The sequence below is a fragment of the Imperialibacter sp. genome (genome assembly GCF_040222385.1).
Classification (GTDB): Bacteria; Bacteroidota; Bacteroidia; order Cytophagales; family Cyclobacteriaceae; genus Imperialibacter.
Genome location: NZ_JAVKDF010000053.1, coordinates 48254 through 64788, shown reverse-complemented (window position 1 = coordinate 64788; position 16535 = coordinate 48254). Strand labels below are relative to the sequence as shown.

General features: G+C 45.9%; 18 protein-coding genes. 7 read left to right on the top strand and 11 right to left on the bottom strand.

Annotation, left to right across the window (positions count from 1 at the left end; translation table 11 throughout):
* Positions 1-114: 114 nt before the first annotated feature.
* Positions 115-1083 (bottom strand): YheT family hydrolase, encoded by a 969-nt coding sequence (locus tag RIG68_RS25050; RefSeq protein WP_152000155.1) that lies wholly within the window; start codon positions 1081-1083, stop codon positions 115-117.
* 122 nt (positions 1084-1205) lie between these two features.
* Here RIG68_RS25050 and RIG68_RS25045 point away from each other — a divergent pair, with 122 nt between their 5' ends.
* Together RIG68_RS25045 and RIG68_RS25040 are read left to right on the top strand one after the other, a co-directional pair.
* Entirely contained in the window at positions 1206-2165 is a 960-nt protein-coding gene (locus RIG68_RS25045) for an ROK family protein (protein ID WP_152000154.1), read from the top strand.
* 102 nt (positions 2166-2267) lie between these two features.
* A complete protein-coding gene (locus tag RIG68_RS25040) occupies positions 2268-2897 on the top strand; it encodes a deoxynucleoside kinase (protein ID WP_350129043.1) in 630 nt (209 codons plus the stop codon).
* On the opposite strand, the gene RIG68_RS25035 is transcribed toward RIG68_RS25040, so the two are convergent.
* The 5 genes from RIG68_RS25035 to RIG68_RS25015 form a co-directional block, all read right to left on the bottom strand.
* Positions 2865-3542, bottom strand: coding sequence for a DUF7255 family protein (locus RIG68_RS25035; RefSeq protein ID WP_350128900.1), 678 nt, complete (start codon positions 3540-3542; stop codon positions 2865-2867). The genes RIG68_RS25040 and RIG68_RS25035 overlap by 33 nt on opposite strands.
* A gap of 50 nt (positions 3543-3592) precedes the next feature.
* Entirely contained in the window at positions 3593-4396 is an 804-nt protein-coding gene (locus RIG68_RS25030; protein WP_350128897.1) for a hypothetical protein, read from the bottom strand.
* A 141-nt stretch (positions 4397-4537) separates the two neighbouring features.
* The gene (locus tag RIG68_RS25025; protein ID WP_350128892.1) at positions 4538-5002 is read right to left on the bottom strand and encodes a DUF2452 domain-containing protein; all 465 of its coding nucleotides are present in this window, start codon (positions 5000-5002) and stop codon (positions 4538-4540) included.
* Positions 5003-5009: 7 nt separating this feature from the next.
* A complete protein-coding gene (locus RIG68_RS25020) occupies positions 5010-5159 on the bottom strand; it encodes a hypothetical protein (RefSeq protein ID WP_193217925.1) in 150 nt (49 codons plus the stop codon).
* Between the two features lie 81 nt (positions 5160-5240).
* On the bottom strand, positions 5241-5618 hold the full coding sequence (locus tag RIG68_RS25015) for an arsenate reductase family protein (protein ID WP_350128889.1): 378 nt from the start codon (positions 5616-5618) through the stop codon (positions 5241-5243).
* Between the two features lie 332 nt (positions 5619-5950).
* Between RIG68_RS25015 and RIG68_RS25010 the strand changes: the two genes are divergently transcribed.
* Positions 5951-6334, top strand: coding sequence for a DUF3127 domain-containing protein (locus RIG68_RS25010; protein WP_350096049.1), 384 nt, complete (start codon positions 5951-5953; stop codon positions 6332-6334).
* A gap of 2 nt (positions 6335-6336) precedes the next feature.
* Here RIG68_RS25010 and RIG68_RS25005 read toward each other — a convergent pair whose 3' ends face one another.
* Positions 6337-7554: a DEAD/DEAH box helicase gene (locus RIG68_RS25005; protein ID WP_201568434.1), complete on the bottom strand. Its 1218-nt coding sequence runs from the start codon at positions 7552-7554 to the stop codon at positions 6337-6339.
* Between the two features lie 120 nt (positions 7555-7674).
* Between RIG68_RS25005 and RIG68_RS25000 the strand changes: the two genes are divergently transcribed.
* Entirely contained in the window at positions 7675-9900 is a 2226-nt protein-coding gene (locus RIG68_RS25000; RefSeq protein WP_350128886.1) for a DUF5916 domain-containing protein, read from the top strand.
* A 44-nt stretch (positions 9901-9944) separates the two neighbouring features.
* Here RIG68_RS25000 and RIG68_RS24995 read toward each other — a convergent pair whose 3' ends face one another.
* From RIG68_RS24995 to RIG68_RS24985, 3 genes are all read right to left on the bottom strand, one after another.
* Entirely contained in the window at positions 9945-10157 is a 213-nt protein-coding gene (locus RIG68_RS24995) for a hypothetical protein (protein WP_152000147.1), read from the bottom strand.
* Between the two features lie 241 nt (positions 10158-10398).
* The gene (locus tag RIG68_RS24990; protein ID WP_350128883.1) at positions 10399-11073 is read right to left on the bottom strand and encodes an FKBP-type peptidyl-prolyl cis-trans isomerase; all 675 of its coding nucleotides are present in this window, start codon (positions 11071-11073) and stop codon (positions 10399-10401) included.
* A gap of 57 nt (positions 11074-11130) precedes the next feature.
* On the bottom strand, positions 11131-11391 hold the full coding sequence (locus RIG68_RS24985) for a hypothetical protein (RefSeq protein ID WP_152000146.1): 261 nt from the start codon (positions 11389-11391) through the stop codon (positions 11131-11133).
* Positions 11392-11696: 305 nt separating this feature from the next.
* On the opposite strand from RIG68_RS24985, the gene RIG68_RS24980 reads away from it, so the two are divergent.
* On the top strand, positions 11697-12311 hold the full coding sequence (locus RIG68_RS24980) for a DUF2911 domain-containing protein (RefSeq protein ID WP_350128880.1): 615 nt from the start codon (positions 11697-11699) through the stop codon (positions 12309-12311).
* Positions 12312-12355: 44 nt separating this feature from the next.
* On the opposite strand, the gene RIG68_RS24975 is transcribed toward RIG68_RS24980, so the two are convergent.
* Positions 12356-13138, bottom strand: coding sequence for a head GIN domain-containing protein (locus RIG68_RS24975; RefSeq protein WP_350128877.1), 783 nt, complete (start codon positions 13136-13138; stop codon positions 12356-12358).
* Between the two features lie 137 nt (positions 13139-13275).
* On the opposite strand from RIG68_RS24975, the gene RIG68_RS24970 reads away from it, so the two are divergent.
* Positions 13276-13743 carry a hypothetical protein gene (locus tag RIG68_RS24970; RefSeq protein WP_350128875.1) on the top strand — a complete coding sequence of 156 codons (468 nt, stop codon included), beginning with the start codon at positions 13276-13278 and terminating at the stop codon, positions 13741-13743.
* Between the two features lie 159 nt (positions 13744-13902).
* The gene (locus RIG68_RS24965) at positions 13903-16530 is read left to right on the top strand and encodes an MGH1-like glycoside hydrolase domain-containing protein (RefSeq protein ID WP_350128872.1); all 2628 of its coding nucleotides are present in this window, start codon (positions 13903-13905) and stop codon (positions 16528-16530) included.
* The last annotated feature ends 5 nt before the right edge of the window (positions 16531-16535 follow it).

The following is a 16535-nucleotide window of genomic DNA, read 5'->3' as shown; positions in this document are numbered from 1 at the left end:
ACCGAATGTTCAAACGCCTCACTTGGATACCGATAGCTCAAGCGTCCGCAGGGCCACGTTGGCTTGGATATAGGTAACCTCCCATTCTTAACTATTTCCCGCCCCTCCGATTCGCTAGCTGATCGCCTCCAAAAACTCTAATGCCCTCATTTCAGCCCAGTAAATCTCGGCTCCAGTCTGTGTAAACCCTACGTGACCTCCCACCTTTGGCGTTTCTAAATACAAGTAGCTACTCTCTCTGGCCATTTCATAAGGGTAGCATTTGTCACCCAGCATTGGGTCATTCAGGGCATTTGCAACAAGCGCAGGTCTTTTCAGTTCAGGGTAAAACTGGTCAGATGTAGCCTTCAGGTAGAAATCATCCCGGCTGCTAAAACCATGAAGAGGTGCGGTGTATCTATCATCAAACTCATCGAAGGTCGTGATGAGGTCTATGTCTGTAGCATTTACCACCTCAGGATGCCTCAATGCCTTCACCTTCATTTTTTCCTTTAGCTTATTGAGAAAGCGATCTTTGTAGAATTTGTTGCTCCTCCTGGTGAGTTGCACAGCACTGTCCCATAAATTACAAGGCACCGAGAAGGTAGCAGCGCCAATAATCTCCTCCCTGACCTGGCTCCCTCTTTCACCAAGATACTTCAGACTCATGCTTCCCCCCATACTGAACCCAACCAGAGCAATCTTTCTGTAGTGGCCCGATTTCAACCCATGCTCAACAACCGCCGAAAGATCCTCCGTCGCTCCATGGTGATACAACCTCGGTAGTCTGTTCATCTCTCCACCACAGGTGCGGCAGTTCCATGCCAGCCCATCCCAGCCGTTGGCTGCGAAGTACTTCGCCATCCCGGCAATGTAGGGTCTGTCGCTGCTCCCTTCAAGACCGTGAGTGAGCACCACCAATTTGTCGCTACCTCCGGTCAACCAGTCCACATCCAGAAAATCTCCATCCTCCAGTTCCACCCTTTCCCGGTCGTAGGTTACACCTCTAACTTTTCTAAAAGCGGAGGGGACAACTGTTTCCAGGTGGGGGTTAAAAAGATAAGGTGGCCGCCGCTTATAACTACTTTTGGAAATTAGTGGCATCTAATATTCTCATCTAAATCGTTTGCGGCTTAAAAATACATGAAGAGGTTTTTATAAGAGCCCTCCATTGCATATTTTTCAAAACTATTTGCTTAGCAATTTAACTCTAACAACCCCTTTTCATGAAAGAAATTGCCATCGGTATTGACATTGGCGGTACGAACACCAAGTTTGGTTTAGTGGACAAAGATGGAGAGACATTATTTCAAAAATCGATCCCAACTAGAGCCGAAGGCGATGTCAACGAATTCTTTAAAGACCTTCAGGAAAGTATTCAGGGAGCCCTCAAGAACTTCCCCGATGTAGACATAAAAGGTGTAGGCATTGGCGCTCCCAACGCCAACTATTATAAGCAAACGATAGAGCACGCTCCAAACATACGTTGGGGAACAATTGTCCCGTTCGGGGAAATTTTCAAAAAATACTTCAAATACCCAATGGTCATGACCAACGACGCCAACGCAGCTGCTATTGGTGAAATGGTGTATGGGTCTGCGAAGGGAATGAAGGACTTCATCGTCATTACACTGGGCACAGGTTTGGGAAGTGGTATCGTTGTGAACGGCCAGCTGGTATACGGCCACGATGGTTTTGCAGGGGAGCTTGGTCATGTGATAGTAAACCCGAACGGACGCTATTGCGGCTGTGGCAGAAAAGGCTGTCTCGAAACCTATGTGTCAGCTACAGGGATCAAACGCACAGTTTTTAAGCTCCTGGCGGATTACACTTACAAAAGCGAACTGCGTGCTATTGCATTCGACGACCTAACCGCTGAATTCATTACCCAGGCAGCTATGCGCAAAGATCCGATTGCCATTGCAGCCTTTGAGTACACAGGCAGAATACTGGGTATTAAACTGGCAGATACCATGGTACACACCAGCCCCGAAGCGATATTCCTTTTCGGAGGTCTGGTGAAGGCCGGAGACTACATCTTTAAACCAACGCTGGAGCACATGGAAAAAAACATGTTTCCCGTTTTTAAAAATAAATTGAAGCTCATTCCTTCTGGCCTTATGGATAAAAATGCGGCCGTGCTCGGCGCAGCAGCACTGGTATGGAAAGAGTTTGAAACGCCTTAAACAAGAATCCTTACACATACAGAAAAGGGCCGGAAGTATTTTCGGCCTTTTTGTTTTTATGAGTGCCTGCCAACCCTTTACTTTTGCACGCATATGACACCAATGCACATTGCTGTATCCGGAAATATCGGAGCCGGAAAGACCACCCTTGCTGAAAAGCTTGGTAAGCACTACAACTGGAAAGTGCAGCTTGAAAGCGTCGAGGAAAACCCCTACCTCGAGGATTTTTACAGCGATATGAAGAGGTGGGCCTTTCATGTTCAAATCCATTTTTTGAACAGCCGTTTCAAGCAGGTTAACGAATTAAGAGACTCCAGGGTATCTATTGTGCAAGACCGCACCATATACGAGGATGCTTACATATTCGCTAAGAGCTTGTATAGCTCAGGGCATTTTTCAGAAAGAGATTATGAGAGCTATCTCAAGCTTTTTGAACTGATGATCACTTATGTGCAGCCACCAGACTTGCTAATTTACCTGAAGGCAGACATTGGCAAACTTGTTTCACAAATAGAGAAAAGAGGTAGGTCGTTTGAAAACGCCATTCGCATCGACTACCTGAAAACCCTCAACCAACACTATGAAGATTGGATTGGGAGCTACAAACTCGGCAAGTTGTTGGTGATTGATGTAAACAACCTGGACTTCGTATCCAAAGTCGAGGACTTCTCCTATGTCGTTAATCAAATAGACCTGGAACTACACGGGCTTTTCAGCGGCGACAGCCGGTAATCCGAGCCTTCTCCTTAAATACTTCACAAAAGAGGCATAGTGTTCACCTGAAGGTGACTTCATCAATTCACCAACTGTCAGTAGCTTCCCCCCTGACATAATTTGGTCGTAAATCGAAAAGTGTAAAACCTCATACCCCTCCAGCCTGGCCAGCATGTCTCTTAGCAGGTGTTGGAAGGCAAGCATTTTCCAACCCGAGCTTCCGTTTCCAAAAAAATCCCCGGGATCGGATGCCTCCCCAAAATGCTTGTTGCTGACGGGGTTGCTCCAAACACCGGCAATAAGGCCAACCTTCTTGCAACCAACTTCAAACTGCCGACAGTACCGAAGAAACGCCTCCACGTTCAATCCATCGATGTCTGAATAAAATGGCGCTCGAAGACAAACGGCGGCATAGCGGTTGTAGGCCAGCTCGTCATTTCCCACAATGGCCTTCCCTTCAAACACAATCGGGTAAGCTGGCACCTCTATCTCAGCAAGGCTATCAGGAGCTTGACCACCCAGCTTGTTGTACGTGTCCTCTATCTGCTGCCGAAAATCACTTTTCCACAAACGCCACTGCTTTTCCGGTTGTAGCCCGGCCTCATACGTGAGTTTCTCGCTTTCTAAAAAAATCTCTATTCTTCTTACTACGACATTAGACATAACACCTTAATTTTTTGCAGCCCCGAAACCATCAGCTTATTGAAAACCTGTCAATTATTTGGGGCTCCATCAGTCACCCAACAAACGATTTTGTCGATCTCATCTTCTTCCAGCTGAGCAATCCCCTCCTGCATCGGAGGCATTCCTCTGTTTCCTACTCTCAGCCCAATTTGCTTTGCGTTGTCCTGTATGCCTTTAAAGCTCGTCATGTCAGGAAACTGACTTCCCGTCACATGGCAACCATCCACAGCGCACTTATTTTTAATAATTGCAGAAATTGCCGTATCGAAGCTTAAACCGGACGGCACAATAGCCTTGGTGTGAAACTCACAAAAGCCGTCCTTCACAGCGACTGAATACTCTCCGCTGGCCAGGCCGCTAAAAACTGAGGACTCCACAAAATTTTCACCGTCGATGCTGTACAAGTATGTGCCGCTACCCCCTGTAGCCGAAAACTCAATTGAGCCTTCGGAGCCTTCACAACCGGCTACATTTGCTGTAAAACTTAGCGTTAAGTCGTTCTTCACAGTCAACCCAACCGAGGTAGTAGCTGTACACTTATTGACGTCCATTACAGTCAAGGTATACGTTCCAGGGGCGAGACCGGCAAATTCACTGCTTGATTGGAAATCGAGTCCATTGATGCTAAAGGTGAGGGGCTCAGTACCACCAGAAGCGGCGATAGTAACAGTTCCAGGAGTGCTGCAGGTAGGAGCAGTTGTGGATGCCACACTGATCGCCGGCCCTGACACTGAGCAGTTGACGGGCATTTCATCTTTGCCGCTACAGCCTGCCATCATCAGGAACACAAACATGTGGAAGATAGAGCAAGAAGGTCGAAACGCAGTGGTCATAGTTCATTGGCTTTTGTCACCCTGGTTATACAAACGGCAAGCCAACACACTAACTCTCCGGCTGAAGCAAACCATCTTTAACAGGTGGACATCAATACAACAACAAACATAAAACAGCTACCTATAACAAGCGAAAAAAAACTAGTCAATACGAGACTCTAATATCTCCCAGGTATGGTCACTCAAGAGCTTCACTTTTGAAATGTATTGCTGAAATGGCTGGCTTCTTCCCCACTCTGTTGGAGAAATCATCGACAGCACATCTTCCCCGTCGGCCCGGCAATACAGATAATAAATCTTCCCGATGATGGGTTCAAAACTAACGTGCGCTTTGTAAATTCGTTCCGATACTTCAACCCTGGATTGTATGTCTTTCGCCTGCCTGGCGAGCAACTGCATTTGCTCATAAATCTGACTTAGCTCCCGGTCAGTTTGCTCGTACATGGCAGCCACCGATCTGCCCTTTATTTTGCCCCGGTCTTCGGGCTTTACCAGGGCACTTCCGGCATGATGCGGATAGGCAAGAATTCCAGGGTTGGCAGCAACTTTCTCCGCCTCCTTTTCCATATCGATCTTGTCGATATCTACCTTCTTTCCCGCTTCCATTTTCGTGCTATTTATTACCTCCCGGAGCCACTTCATTTCTAAGGTGAGACTTAGCTCCAGGGAAGGTCGTCCTCCTCGAAATGTCCCAACCGATGATGATCATAATGACCATAAACACGGCGGCTATTATCAGAAATATTTTCTTCGACTTACTCATGTCTACCTCTTGCTGTGATTAACTTCATTCCAACATCGAATGTTCAAAGTTAGTCAACTTGACAAAAAGATTCAGAAAGGTTCAGAGAAATGAAAGCTGTAGAAGGTCAGTTTCCTTTGAGATAAAATGGGCCTTGTTACCATAAATCAACACCGGGGTTTTCAGGTAATCGGGGTGCTTCACGATCAGGTCAATGTACTGCTTCGGGGTGCTCAGGTGGAGGTAGTATTCCTGGCTCTTCAACTGCTCGCACTCATGATCTACGAGGTCTTGATACCCCACCCCAAGCCTGGATGAAAGGTCAACAAGAAATGAGCGTTCCAGCACCGACGACTGCACGTCCAGCTTCACAATTTTGTCAGAAAAAACACTGATGTAGGCAAGCGCCTGCTTGTCAAGATCACGCTTGCTATTGTACACAAAAATCATCTCGCTGGATCCGCCCTCTATCATTGCCATGGTTCATGTAATTCAGACATCGAAGTTACAGGGTGGCCCTTTCATTAAACTTGATGAAGATCAGCAATGGGCCTGCAAAGGGATGACTTTAGTCAAACAATCAGAAAATGTTCACTTTCTCAAAGAGGCACTGCCCAGTGAAAATAGAAAAAAATTCAACCTTAATATTACTTGAGATACTAACACTTAAATCACTCGCTAATAAATGAATATGATAACTCTTCGTAGTCAATACTTTAATGTATGACATAATGACAAACATCATTTTTTTCAATTCAAATTGGCCTCATTCAAGATAGTGGCTACCTTTGGTGGCTAAACACAACTGACTTATGGATATCAAGGGAAAGCTTCTCGAAAAAAGTGAAACAGCTAACGTAACGGCCTCTTTCAAAAAGCGTGAATTTGTTGTGGAATTTGCGGAGAACCCCCAGTATCCAGAGTACGTTAAGTTCGAGTTAATTCAAGACAAGTGTGACCTGATCAATGACTTTGAGCCGGGTCAGGAAATTGAAGTACACTTTAATTTGAAGGGTAGAAAATGGACCGACCCTAAGGGTGAAGTGAAGTACTTTAATTCCCTTCAGGCGTGGAGGATTTTGCCGGTCGGTGCCCAGGCTGCAACAGGTAGTTCTCCTTCGGGAGAGGCACCCCCACCGGCGGAAGAACCGGAATGGCTGAGTGCCTCATCAGAGGACGACGATCTTCCGTTTTAAGGTTATCGTCTTACCTTCCTTCGGCCACCCCCGCCTCCTCCGCCTCTTTCTCTCGGAGAGCTTTTAGGGTGCTTAGCATCATACACTGGTCCCTCACCTATCGACGACGGAAGCTTCACCATGCGTATGCTCTTGCCAATAAGATTCTCTATCCGGCTGAACTTTCTCTGGTCATCTTCATTCACCAGGGTGAACGCAATACCATCCGTTTCTGCCCTTGCCGTCCGGCCAATTCTGTGCACATAATCTTCCGGATCCTGCGGCACGTCGTAGTTGATAACAAGGTTGATATTCTCGATGTCAATACCCCTGCTCAGCACGTCTGTAGCGATTAGAATATTGATCTCCTTGTTACGGAATTTCAATAGGCCGGACTCCCTTTCATTTTGCTCAAGATCCGAGTGAATGGACTCCACTTTCCTACCGTCTTTTCGCAGCTGTCTGTCGAGCTCTTTCACTGTAGTTTTGCGTGAGCAAAATATCAGTATTCGGGGTAGCTGCCTGGCGTCCAGAATATGGCTAAGCAGCAAATTTTTCTGAGGATTGTAGACCGAGAAAGCAGCCTGAAAAATCTTCTCAGCTGGCTTCGAGATAGCTATGCTTATCTCCACCGGGTTGTTCAGCATTTGGGCGGTGAGCGTCCTGATCTTTGGTGGCATAGTAGCAGAGAACATCAGATTCTGGCGTTTAGCCGGAAGCATGTTGACGATCTTGATCAGGTCATCAATAAAGCCCATGTCCAACATTCTATCCGCCTCGTCAAGGATCAGGTGACGGAGGTTGCTGAAGTCGGCATAGTCAAAACTCATGTGGGTGATAATCCTGCCTGGCGTGGCCACAATAATATCGGCACCTTCCTGCAAAGCCTTTTTCTGCGAATCCCAACTCGAGCTGTCAGAGCCACCGTAAACGGCAAAGGAACTCACTCCGGCAAAGTAGCTCAGTCCATTTATCTGCTGATCGATCTGAATAGCCAGCTCCCTTGTCGGTGCCAGGATCAGCGTCTTGATCTTTCCGTCAGCATTCTTCTGGTTGTCATTAATGACGGGTATCAGGTAGGCACCCGTTTTTCCAGTTCCCGTTTGTGCGCAGGCAATGATGTCTCTTCCAGATAAAATCACAGGGATGGCTTGCTCCTGTACCGGAGTCATTTTCTCAAAACCCATCGCTTGTACAGCATCCTTGAGCTCAGGAGAAATCTCTAATTCTTTAAAATCCACTTTTGAGTCTTTACGTTTTTATTGTGCTTTCCTTTCTATCATCAAACTTTGATACCATTCATCAATTACGAAAACGAAGTGTTTGAAGCATCCTTCTATATTCGGGCTTAGGAGGACTACATGAGAGGAATTTTACTACTAACAACACTAACCATTTTTGCTTATGGTATTTCTATTCAACTAACGAAGGCACAAAATACACTTCCATCGTTACATATACAGAAGGCAAAGGGAAAAATAATTTTGGATGGTGCTCTGAATGAGGAAGATTGGGAAAGTGCGGAAGTCGCTGGAGACTTTATGCAGTACTTCCCTTACGATACTTCTCTCGCCAATTCGCAAACTGAAATCAGGATCACTTACGACGACGAGTTTCTGTACATGGGTGCCAAAATGTACAATCAGGCGAAAGACCGAAAGTATGTGACCCCTTCCTTAAGAAGAGATTACCGGGGAGAAGCCAATGATGGGATCACGCTTATTTTGGATCCATTTCAGGATAAAACCAATTCGTTTCAGTTTGGCGTAAACCCGTTTGGGGTGCAAAGAGAAGGCCTTATTGCCAATGGCGGCTCCGGAGGCGGACAAAATCTCAGCCTGTCGTGGGACAACAAGTGGTACACGAAAGCCGTGCAGTACGAGGGCTACTGGATAGCAGAACTGGCCATTCCATTCAAAACCATCCGGTTCAAGGAGAACTCACAAAAGTGGAACATGAACTTCTACCGGATCGATAGTGAAAATGGTGAGCGATCAACCTGGGCACGTATACCACGAAACTTCAGCATCATCACGCTGGCATTTAACCGGGAAGTGGTCTTTGACAAACCGCTCAAAAAGCCGGGGGCCAACATCTCCCTTATTCCCTTTGTAGCTGCAGCATATGAGCACGACCAGGAAGAAGGCTTGTCGCCAGCCAAATCAGCTGACTTCGGCGGAGATGCGAAAATAGGAATTGGCCCATCACTCAACCTGGACCTGACTTTCAATCCAGATTTTTCCCAGGTGGAGGTTGATGATCAGGTAACCAACCTCGATCGTTTTGAGATATTTTATCCAGAAAAGAGGCAGTTTTTTCTTGAAAACGCCGACCTCTTTGCCGACTTCGGCACGGAGAACCTACGCCCGTTTTTCTCCCGCCGCATTGGGGTAACCAGAGACGAGAGCACCGGGCAGAACCTGCAGAATAAAATTCACGCCGGCGCCCGCCTGAGCGGCAAGATCAACAACAACTGGCGGGTGGGGCTGTTGGATATGCTGGCCGCCAAAGACGACAGACTAAGCCTTCCCTCTACCAACTACTCAGTAGCCAGCTTTCAACGCAAGCTGTTTACCCGCTCCAACGTGGGAATGATATTTGTGAACAAAGACCCAACGGGGCCTTTGCAAGCGGCTGACGGCAGCGATAGTATACGCACCTACAACCGGGTGTTGGGAATTGACTATAACCTCGCATCAGCCAACAACCAATGGAATGGTAAGTTTTTCGCCCACAGATCCTTTAGCAATGAAAGCCTCAACGATGCCTTTGCCCTGTCTTCAGAAATAGAATACAATACACTCCGCTGGGAAATTTCAGGAAGACTACAATCCATTGGAGCTAACTATGACCCCGAGACAGGCTTCGCCCGTAGGAATGGTTACAACCGCTTTTCGCAAAGGATCTGGTACAACTTTTATCCGAACTCAACAATTGTCAACAGGCATGGGCCCGGCTTTGACACCGACAATATATGGAATGGTACGTATGGCACCACTGACAGGGACATCAACCTGATGTACCGGATACAGTTCAAAAATACCTCGATGTTCAATATGCGGCTCAGACATGACTATGTTTTCTTGTATTTCTCTTTCGACCCAACAAACACAGGGGGTATTGAGCTGCCGGAAGGATCAGAATACGGTTACTATTCGGTTATTGCAAACTATGACTCTGACGCAAGAAAAAAACTGTTCTATAGCCTCAATACAAGGTCTGGTGGCTATTTTAACGGAACACGGGTGAACCTTGACTCAGAAATTGGATACAGGATACAACCCTACGGCATTATTTCGCTGGTCACTAATATCAACCGGCTGCGGCTGCCCTATCCTTTCAACGATGCCAACCTGCTGCTGATCGGCCCAAAATTCGATGTCACTTTAAGTAAGTCGTTCTTTTTGACGACCTACTTCCAATACAACAACCAGATCGATAACATTAATGTCAATGCACGGCTCCAGTGGCGCTTCAAACCTGTGTCCGACATTTTCCTCGTTTACACAGAGAATTACCTGCCAGAAACATTTTACTCACGAAACCGCTCACTAATTTTCAAAGCGACTTACTGGCTCAATCTTTAAAGCTGACAAGATTATGGTATCCAGCCCAAAAAAGCAGATGGGATTTACTGAGAAAGGCTTACCTTTTTGAGGAAGGAAGAAACAGCTTCAACCGACTGGCTGCCCACTTCCTGAAGGGTGGATTGGCTTACCAAAGGCTGATCTTGAGGAAGCTCATTTTGAAACATCACCAGAGATGAAAGATCAAGGAAGCCAGGGGTTAACAAAACAGCAAGCAGAGCCACTATCACCCCGAGGGTAATTAATGTAGTGCTCATTTTGTTTCTTGCCTGTTGCATGACTAGTTGTAATACAAAGTTGATGCCAATTATATAAAAACCTATTTTACAGATAGTTACATTTTCATTCTACTACTTAGTGACCAATAGTGTACAGTTTTTGATCACAGTATCGAACGCTTTGTATTAGTACTCTTGTAGATCGAAAAGATTACAACTTTGTATTAAAAAAATATCGAAGGTCTCGCCTAGACCCGGGAAACGGTGAAATGAAACTGGCTTATTCGATGAGTTCGACCTCGAAAACCAAAGTGGCATTGGCAGGTATCTGGCCACGGGCGATACTTCCGTAACCCAGGTTGGCTGGCACCCGGATGTAAGCCTTTGAACCCTTCTTTAGCAGCCCTATCCCTTCATCCCATCCTTTGATTACCTGACCAGCGCCAAGCACAAAGCTAAAAGGCTTGCCCCTATCGACCGAGCTGTCGAACTTTGTCCCGTCTTCAAGGTAGCCTGTATAGTGGACGGTAACTCTGTCGCCGACATTAGGCAAATCACCGGTGCCTTCTTCAAGCATCTTCACCCCGAGGCCGCTATCTCTATAGGTGTAGCCAAAATTTCTTCTTTCTATTTCCCATGCCGATAGTGCCTTCTGAAGAAAAATTATTTCCAAAGCAGATAGCTTTAACTTAGAATCAGCAGCCAGAGAAATGAGGTACTCCTCTGTGGCTTTATTGACTGATGGGATGTACTTCCCCTTCTTTCCGTTTTGAATGAGGAAGTTTGGTTGCGTTTCCGAGAATTGAAGGCAAATGCCCGTGAACTTACTGTCCGTGAAACAGAAATCTGCCACATAGGCCAACTTTGATTCACACTCAGTGCACTGCGCATAGCCCTCCGATACCAACCCCAACAAAACCACCGCTACCAAAAACTTCCGACAAATGTCTTTCATATTGCTCTCTTCAAAAAGAAAGCAAAGAAGAAGCTCTTAGAAATAAAAATCAATAGTTTATCTCCTCTTCTTTTTGAAGGTGATCGGAATGAAGTCATCCGTCGGTATGCCGATGTGGGCCAAATCCCATTCAGGGTTGTATCCGCTTATGAGGCGCTTGATACATTCTACCCGATCATTCGTTGGAAATTCGCATTCTTCCCAATAAAAAATCTCGACCCTGTAGTGATACTGTTTTTTGATTCCGTTGATTCTTACTTCAACTTCGATCTCCTGCTCTTCTAAAGTGCGGGGAATCTCTATACCAATAACTGCCATATAATATGTTTCATTTGCGTCAGTTGTACATCAAAAAACATACCTGTATACTAAATTACTGACTATCAATTAATTGGTCGATTACCTCAAAATGAAAATGAACGATTTCAGGACAATAAAGTGTTCATTTTTAAAGAGTTAGTTGAGGCAGCGCTATCAATGAAAGGACAGCGTTGCCGTTTCGAGCCCAAATAAAGTCACTCGTTACAACGAATAAGTTAATAACGCCGTTAAACCCATCCCATGATAGAATGAAGTAAGAATTTTGTTTATTTACGAACTTGAAATAATTATAATAATATCTTATGAAAACGCCAGATTCTAACCTTTTGACTAAGTTGAGCGCTATTGGATTACTTGTACTTTGCGGACTGACGTTCGCAAGTTGTTCGTCTTCCTCTAAAAGCGAATTTTCTGATTCAGAAACCGTTGTGGAAACAGAAGATGATGCCGAAGACGACAAATCGCAAAGACCCAGCCCCCCGGCATCAACAACTGCCAATGTGAGTGGAGTAAACGTAACAATCGACTACAGTGCCCCGGCCGTAAAAGGCAGAACCATTTGGGGAGAGTTGGTTCCGTACGGTAAGGTTGACAGAACGGGAGCCAATGAAGCAACTGTATTCTCAGTTGACAAAGATGTTTTGATAAATGGAGAGCCGCTGCCCGCCGGCCAATACAGCCTGTTCAGTATCCCCACAGAGACTGACTGGACACTTATTTTCAACAAAGAGGCCGAGCAATGGGGCGCCTATGACTACAAAGAGTCTGAAGATGCGCTTCGGGTTACCATCACTCCGTCCATGGTAGACGACTTCAAAGAAAGGCTTGAATTCAAAGTTTCATCCGACGGCACTGTAAATTATCACTGGGAAAAACTCGTGTTCAGTTTTAATGTAGCGCCTGTACCCAACAGCTAAAACAAAACCAGGGCGGCACTAGTAATCTGGGCCGCCCGTTCTTCTTAATTGTCGTTAATTATCGATCCTGAGCCATTGTCGGTTTTATCAACAACGGCATTCCCTCTATAAAAAATAGATCCGCTGCCAGAAACCACCGCTTCAAGTTCACTGGTGGCATACACCTTGGATGACCCGCTGCCTGAGTTAACGACCTGGGCTTTGGCTGCCACTAATTCATAAGCGTCAATACCACCCGACCCCGAACAAGTCGCCTTCAAGAAATCGGCTGCTCCACTTAGCAGAACACTGCCTGACCCGGAGTGAGAAACGGTGATATCCGCAAAGTCTCCTGAAAAAGTGATTTTACCAGAGCCCGTTAGTGCCACATTTGCCTCCTCTCCTTGCCCTGCATAGGTTATCTTGCCTGAGCCCGACAATAAAATATCAACGTCGTCGTCGAACGAGTCCAGCGTTGTGATGCTGCCCGAACCAGTCAGGATAATGTTTTCAAGCTCCGGTAGTGTGATAAACACCGAAAAATCTTTGTGATTGGAAACACAGCTTCGGGGGTAGATCGTCCATTGCCCATCTTCCACATCGGTACTGATGAGGTCAAGAATGTTTGGCTGTCCCTCAACCTCTACGCTCAGCGCCTCCCCTTTTTCTATGGTTACGTTACCCGCCATGGTCATATTTATGCCTGTAAACGCTTCTATGTCCAGGTCTCTTCGCACTATATCACCTTTACCCCTCTCACAAGGGCCATCTACGATACTACATCCCTGGCTGGCGATGCCAAAAGCTAAAACAGTCATCAGACTCCAATGTGTCAATACAGTTTTCATAACAGTTAATTGCGTAATTTTTATCAGTTGCTCCCTTATAGTCGTTATTCAACGGAATAAGGTTGCCGGTTGCATGAATATTATTCTCTTACTATTGAGTTTTTTTCATTTACATTTGCGATTCTTTTTCAATAAGCATGACGAAAATACCAGATTTAGCGAAGTTCAAAAGGGAAGTGCTGGAACAATGCGTTCAGCGCCAGGAACAGCAAATAGCCAGCTTGAAAGAAGCCATTGAGGCTGCCATTGAAAGTGCGCTGAGCGAAAGTGGCAGTTCGGAAGATAGCCAGGATTCTTTCAGAGAGCAAATGCAGCAAGAACGAAGCATGTACAACAACAAACTGGCGGAAAGTAGCGAGCTTTTAGCTGGTCTGAAAAGAATCAATCCAAATGCAGTGTTTAGTCAAATTGGCCAGGGTGCACTGGTTGTAACTGACAAGCAGATTTTCCTTATCGCCGGAAGCATCGGTAAAATCACCTTCGACTCGCAGGATATCTTTGTCATTTCTACGCAGTCTCCTATCTATGATGCGATTGCCGGCCTGAAAAAAGGCGACAAATATGAATTCCGGGGGCAGCATTTTGTCATTGCCGACTTGACGTAATTTTGCTGGATAAAATTTTTCCGGTTTCAAACGATTGAAAACGGCCTTCGCTCCATAAAACTATCCGTAACGCTATTTACACTGCCAATTTCAAAGTCAAAATTGTATATTCGGTGCCGCCTTTCATTAGGATTCACCTGGAAATTGAATGTGTAGTGTATGACTGTAGAAAAGAGAAGACTTGAAGAGTGCAGAAATGGGATTCCCTGGAAAGCATGGGGCCCTTATCTTTCTGAGAGGCAATGGGGAACGGTTCGTGAAGACTACAGCAAATACGGTTCAGCCTGGGAAAGCATACCGCACGACCATGCCAGAAGCAAGGCCTACCGGTGGGGCGAAGACGGCCTTGGTGGTTTCAGCAACGACGATCAACGAATTTGTTTTGCGTGGTCATTTTGGAATCACAAGGATCCTATTCTCAAAGAGCGACTGTTTGGGCTGTCTGGTATCGAGGGAAATCATGGCGAAGATGTGAAGGAGCTATACTATTACCTGGATAGCACCCCTACTCACTCCTACATGAAAATGCTCTATAAGTATCCTCAAACAGAGTTCCCCTACAAAAGCCTACTCGAGAAAAATCAGAAAAAGAGCAAACTCGAAACGGAGTACGAGATCATAGATACTGGTATTTTCGACAAAGACGAGTATTTCGATATTTTCCTCCACTATGCCAAGGCAGATGTTGAGGACTTCCTTTTTGAGGTTGAGATAGTTAACCGAAGCAATAAAAAAGCCCCAATCACCGTGCTGCCCACTTTTTGGTTTCGCAACACATGGTCGTCTGGCAAGGATAAATTCATCCCATCACTGGAAGAATTTGACAAGCAACACATGTTTTTGTCACATCACCTACTTGACGATTTTCACGTCTATTTTGACGAAAATATTGATGAGCAGGCTTTCACCGATAACGAAACCAATAGATCAAAGCTATATGGCATTTCTAATACGGCTAAGTTTCTCAAAGACGGTATCAACGACTACGTAGTTGATGGAAAAAAAGAAGCCGTTAACAAAGAAAAAAGAGGCTCTAAAGCGAGTGGTATTTACACTTTCAGCATCGATGCCAACAGCACCAAGAAGGTACAGGTGAGGCTAAGCCGCAAAAAGCTGGATAACCCATTTGGCGATTTTGATACTGTAATGTCGCTTAGAAAAGCGGAATGCGATTCATTCTACCGCTCCCTTCAATATAAAGTAGCCGACAAAGACCTGCGGAACATCCAGCGGCAGGCCTATGCAGGCATGATGTGGAGCAAACAATTCTATTACTATAATATAAGGGAATGGCTTGGCGGTGACCCAGGGCGAATTCCCCCACCGCAGGAACGGCGCCATGGCAGGAACCACGACTGGCAGCACATGGACAGTGCGGATGTGATTTCAATGCCCGACACCTGGGAGTATCCATGGTATGCAGCCTGGGATCTTGCTTTTCATTGTATACCGATAGCCCGACTGGATCCTGATTTTGCCAAAAATCAACTCCTGCTGTTGCTCAAAGATGAGTACATGCATCCCAATGGGCAGATACCTGCTTACGAATGGAATTTCAATGACGTAAACCCGCCTGTTCACGCCTGGGCAGTGCTAAGGGTGTTTAAAATGGATCGAAAAATGCAGGGCAAAGGTGATTTTGATTTCCTTCAAAAGGCCTTTAACCGCCTGCTGCTGAACTTCACCTGGTGGGTCAATAGAAAAGACGCCGACGGCAAAAACATCTTTCAGGGAGGCTTCCTTGGGCTCGACAATATTGGTGTGTTCGACCGCAACCGCCCACTTTCAGAAGGCTCTTCACTGGAACAAGCTGATTCCACAAGCTGGATGGCCATGTTTGCCCTCAATATGCTTCGCATGTCGCTGGAACTGGCTGAAGTTTATCCAGCCTATCAGGACATGGCCAACAAGTTTTTTGAGCACTTCCTTTACATCGCCAGCGCCATGAACAGCTCCGATGATGATACGGTAAACCTCTGGGACGATGAAGATAACTTTTACTATGATGTGATGCATGTAAAAGGCCAGGATCCTCAGCAAATGAAGGTTCGTTCAATGGTGGGGCTGATTCCACTTTTTGCAGTAGAAACGCTGAGGTTGTCAACCTACGAAAAGTTGCCGGAATTCAGAGAAAGGCTGGACTTTTTCATGAAGCAACGCCCAAAGCTCGCTTCGCTGGTAGCCCGATGGGAAGATCCCGGGCGGGGAGAAAGAAGGCTGCTCTCACTTCTGCGTGGCTTCAGGATGAAGAAGATCCTGGAAAGAATGCTTGACCCCAATGAGTTTTTGTCCGACTATGGTGTCAGAGCCTTATCGAAATACCACAAAGAAAACCCGTACGTACTTGAAATGGAGGGTGAAAAATTCATTGTTGAGTACCTTCCCGGAGAGTCCGACTCTTCATTCTTTGGAGGTAATTCCAACTGGAGAGGCCCCATCTGGTTTCCTGTCAACTACCTGATCATTGAATCGCTTTACAAGTTTCATTTCTACTACGGCGATGACTTTAAAGTCGAATACCCGGTAGAAAGCGGGGAATATGTCACTATCAAAGACCTGGCCGGGATTTTGGCGGAAAGGCTAATGAAGCCATTCCAAAGGGATGAAAATGGTAACAGGCCAGTGTTTGGAAATAACCAGAAGTTTCAAAAAGACCCCCACTTCAAGGACTATATTCTCTTTTATGAGTATTTTCATGGAGACAACGGAAGAGGTCTAGGTGCCAGTCACCAAACCGGGTGGACAGGACTTGTGGCAGACATCATTCACAAATACTACAACCCTTAAACCCT

Excerpts from the sequence above, each read along its gene's own strand:
- RIG68_RS24975 (WP_350128877.1), bottom strand. The coding sequence starts at position 13,138 with ATGAAAACTGTATTGACACATTGGAGTCTGATGACTGTTTTAGCTTTT.
- RIG68_RS25035 (WP_350128900.1), bottom strand. The coding sequence starts at position 3,542 with ATGTCTAATGTCGTAGTAAGAAGAATAGAGATTTTTTTAGAAAGCGAG.
- RIG68_RS25040 (WP_350129043.1), top strand. The coding sequence starts at position 2,268 with ATGCACATTGCTGTATCCGGAAATATCGGAGCCGGAAAGACCACCCTT.
- RIG68_RS24985 (WP_152000146.1), bottom strand. The coding sequence starts at position 11,391 with ATGGCAGTTATTGGTATAGAGATTCCCCGCACTTTAGAAGAGCAGGAG.
- RIG68_RS25025 (WP_350128892.1), bottom strand. The coding sequence starts at position 5,002 with ATGGAAGCGGGAAAGAAGGTAGATATCGACAAGATCGATATGGAAAAG.
- RIG68_RS24990 (WP_350128883.1), bottom strand. The coding sequence starts at position 11,073 with ATGAAAGACATTTGTCGGAAGTTTTTGGTAGCGGTGGTTTTGTTGGGG.
- RIG68_RS25000 (WP_350128886.1), top strand. The coding sequence starts at position 7,675 with ATGAGAGGAATTTTACTACTAACAACACTAACCATTTTTGCTTATGGT.
- RIG68_RS24995 (WP_152000147.1), bottom strand. The coding sequence starts at position 10,157 with ATGAGCACTACATTAATTACCCTCGGGGTGATAGTGGCTCTGCTTGCT.
- RIG68_RS24965 (WP_350128872.1), top strand. The coding sequence starts at position 13,903 with ATGACTGTAGAAAAGAGAAGACTTGAAGAGTGCAGAAATGGGATTCCC.
- RIG68_RS25015 (WP_350128889.1), bottom strand. The coding sequence starts at position 5,618 with ATGGCAATGATAGAGGGCGGATCCAGCGAGATGATTTTTGTGTACAAT.
- RIG68_RS25020 (WP_193217925.1), bottom strand. The coding sequence starts at position 5,159 with ATGAGTAAGTCGAAGAAAATATTTCTGATAATAGCCGCCGTGTTTATG.
- RIG68_RS25010 (WP_350096049.1), top strand. The coding sequence starts at position 5,951 with ATGGATATCAAGGGAAAGCTTCTCGAAAAAAGTGAAACAGCTAACGTA.
- RIG68_RS25045 (WP_152000154.1), top strand. The coding sequence starts at position 1,206 with ATGAAAGAAATTGCCATCGGTATTGACATTGGCGGTACGAACACCAAG.
- RIG68_RS24980 (WP_350128880.1), top strand. The coding sequence starts at position 11,697 with ATGAAAACGCCAGATTCTAACCTTTTGACTAAGTTGAGCGCTATTGGA.
- RIG68_RS25050 (WP_152000155.1), bottom strand. The coding sequence starts at position 1,083 with ATGCCACTAATTTCCAAAAGTAGTTATAAGCGGCGGCCACCTTATCTT.
- RIG68_RS25030 (WP_350128897.1), bottom strand. The coding sequence starts at position 4,396 with ATGACCACTGCGTTTCGACCTTCTTGCTCTATCTTCCACATGTTTGTG.
- RIG68_RS24970 (WP_350128875.1), top strand. The coding sequence starts at position 13,276 with ATGACGAAAATACCAGATTTAGCGAAGTTCAAAAGGGAAGTGCTGGAA.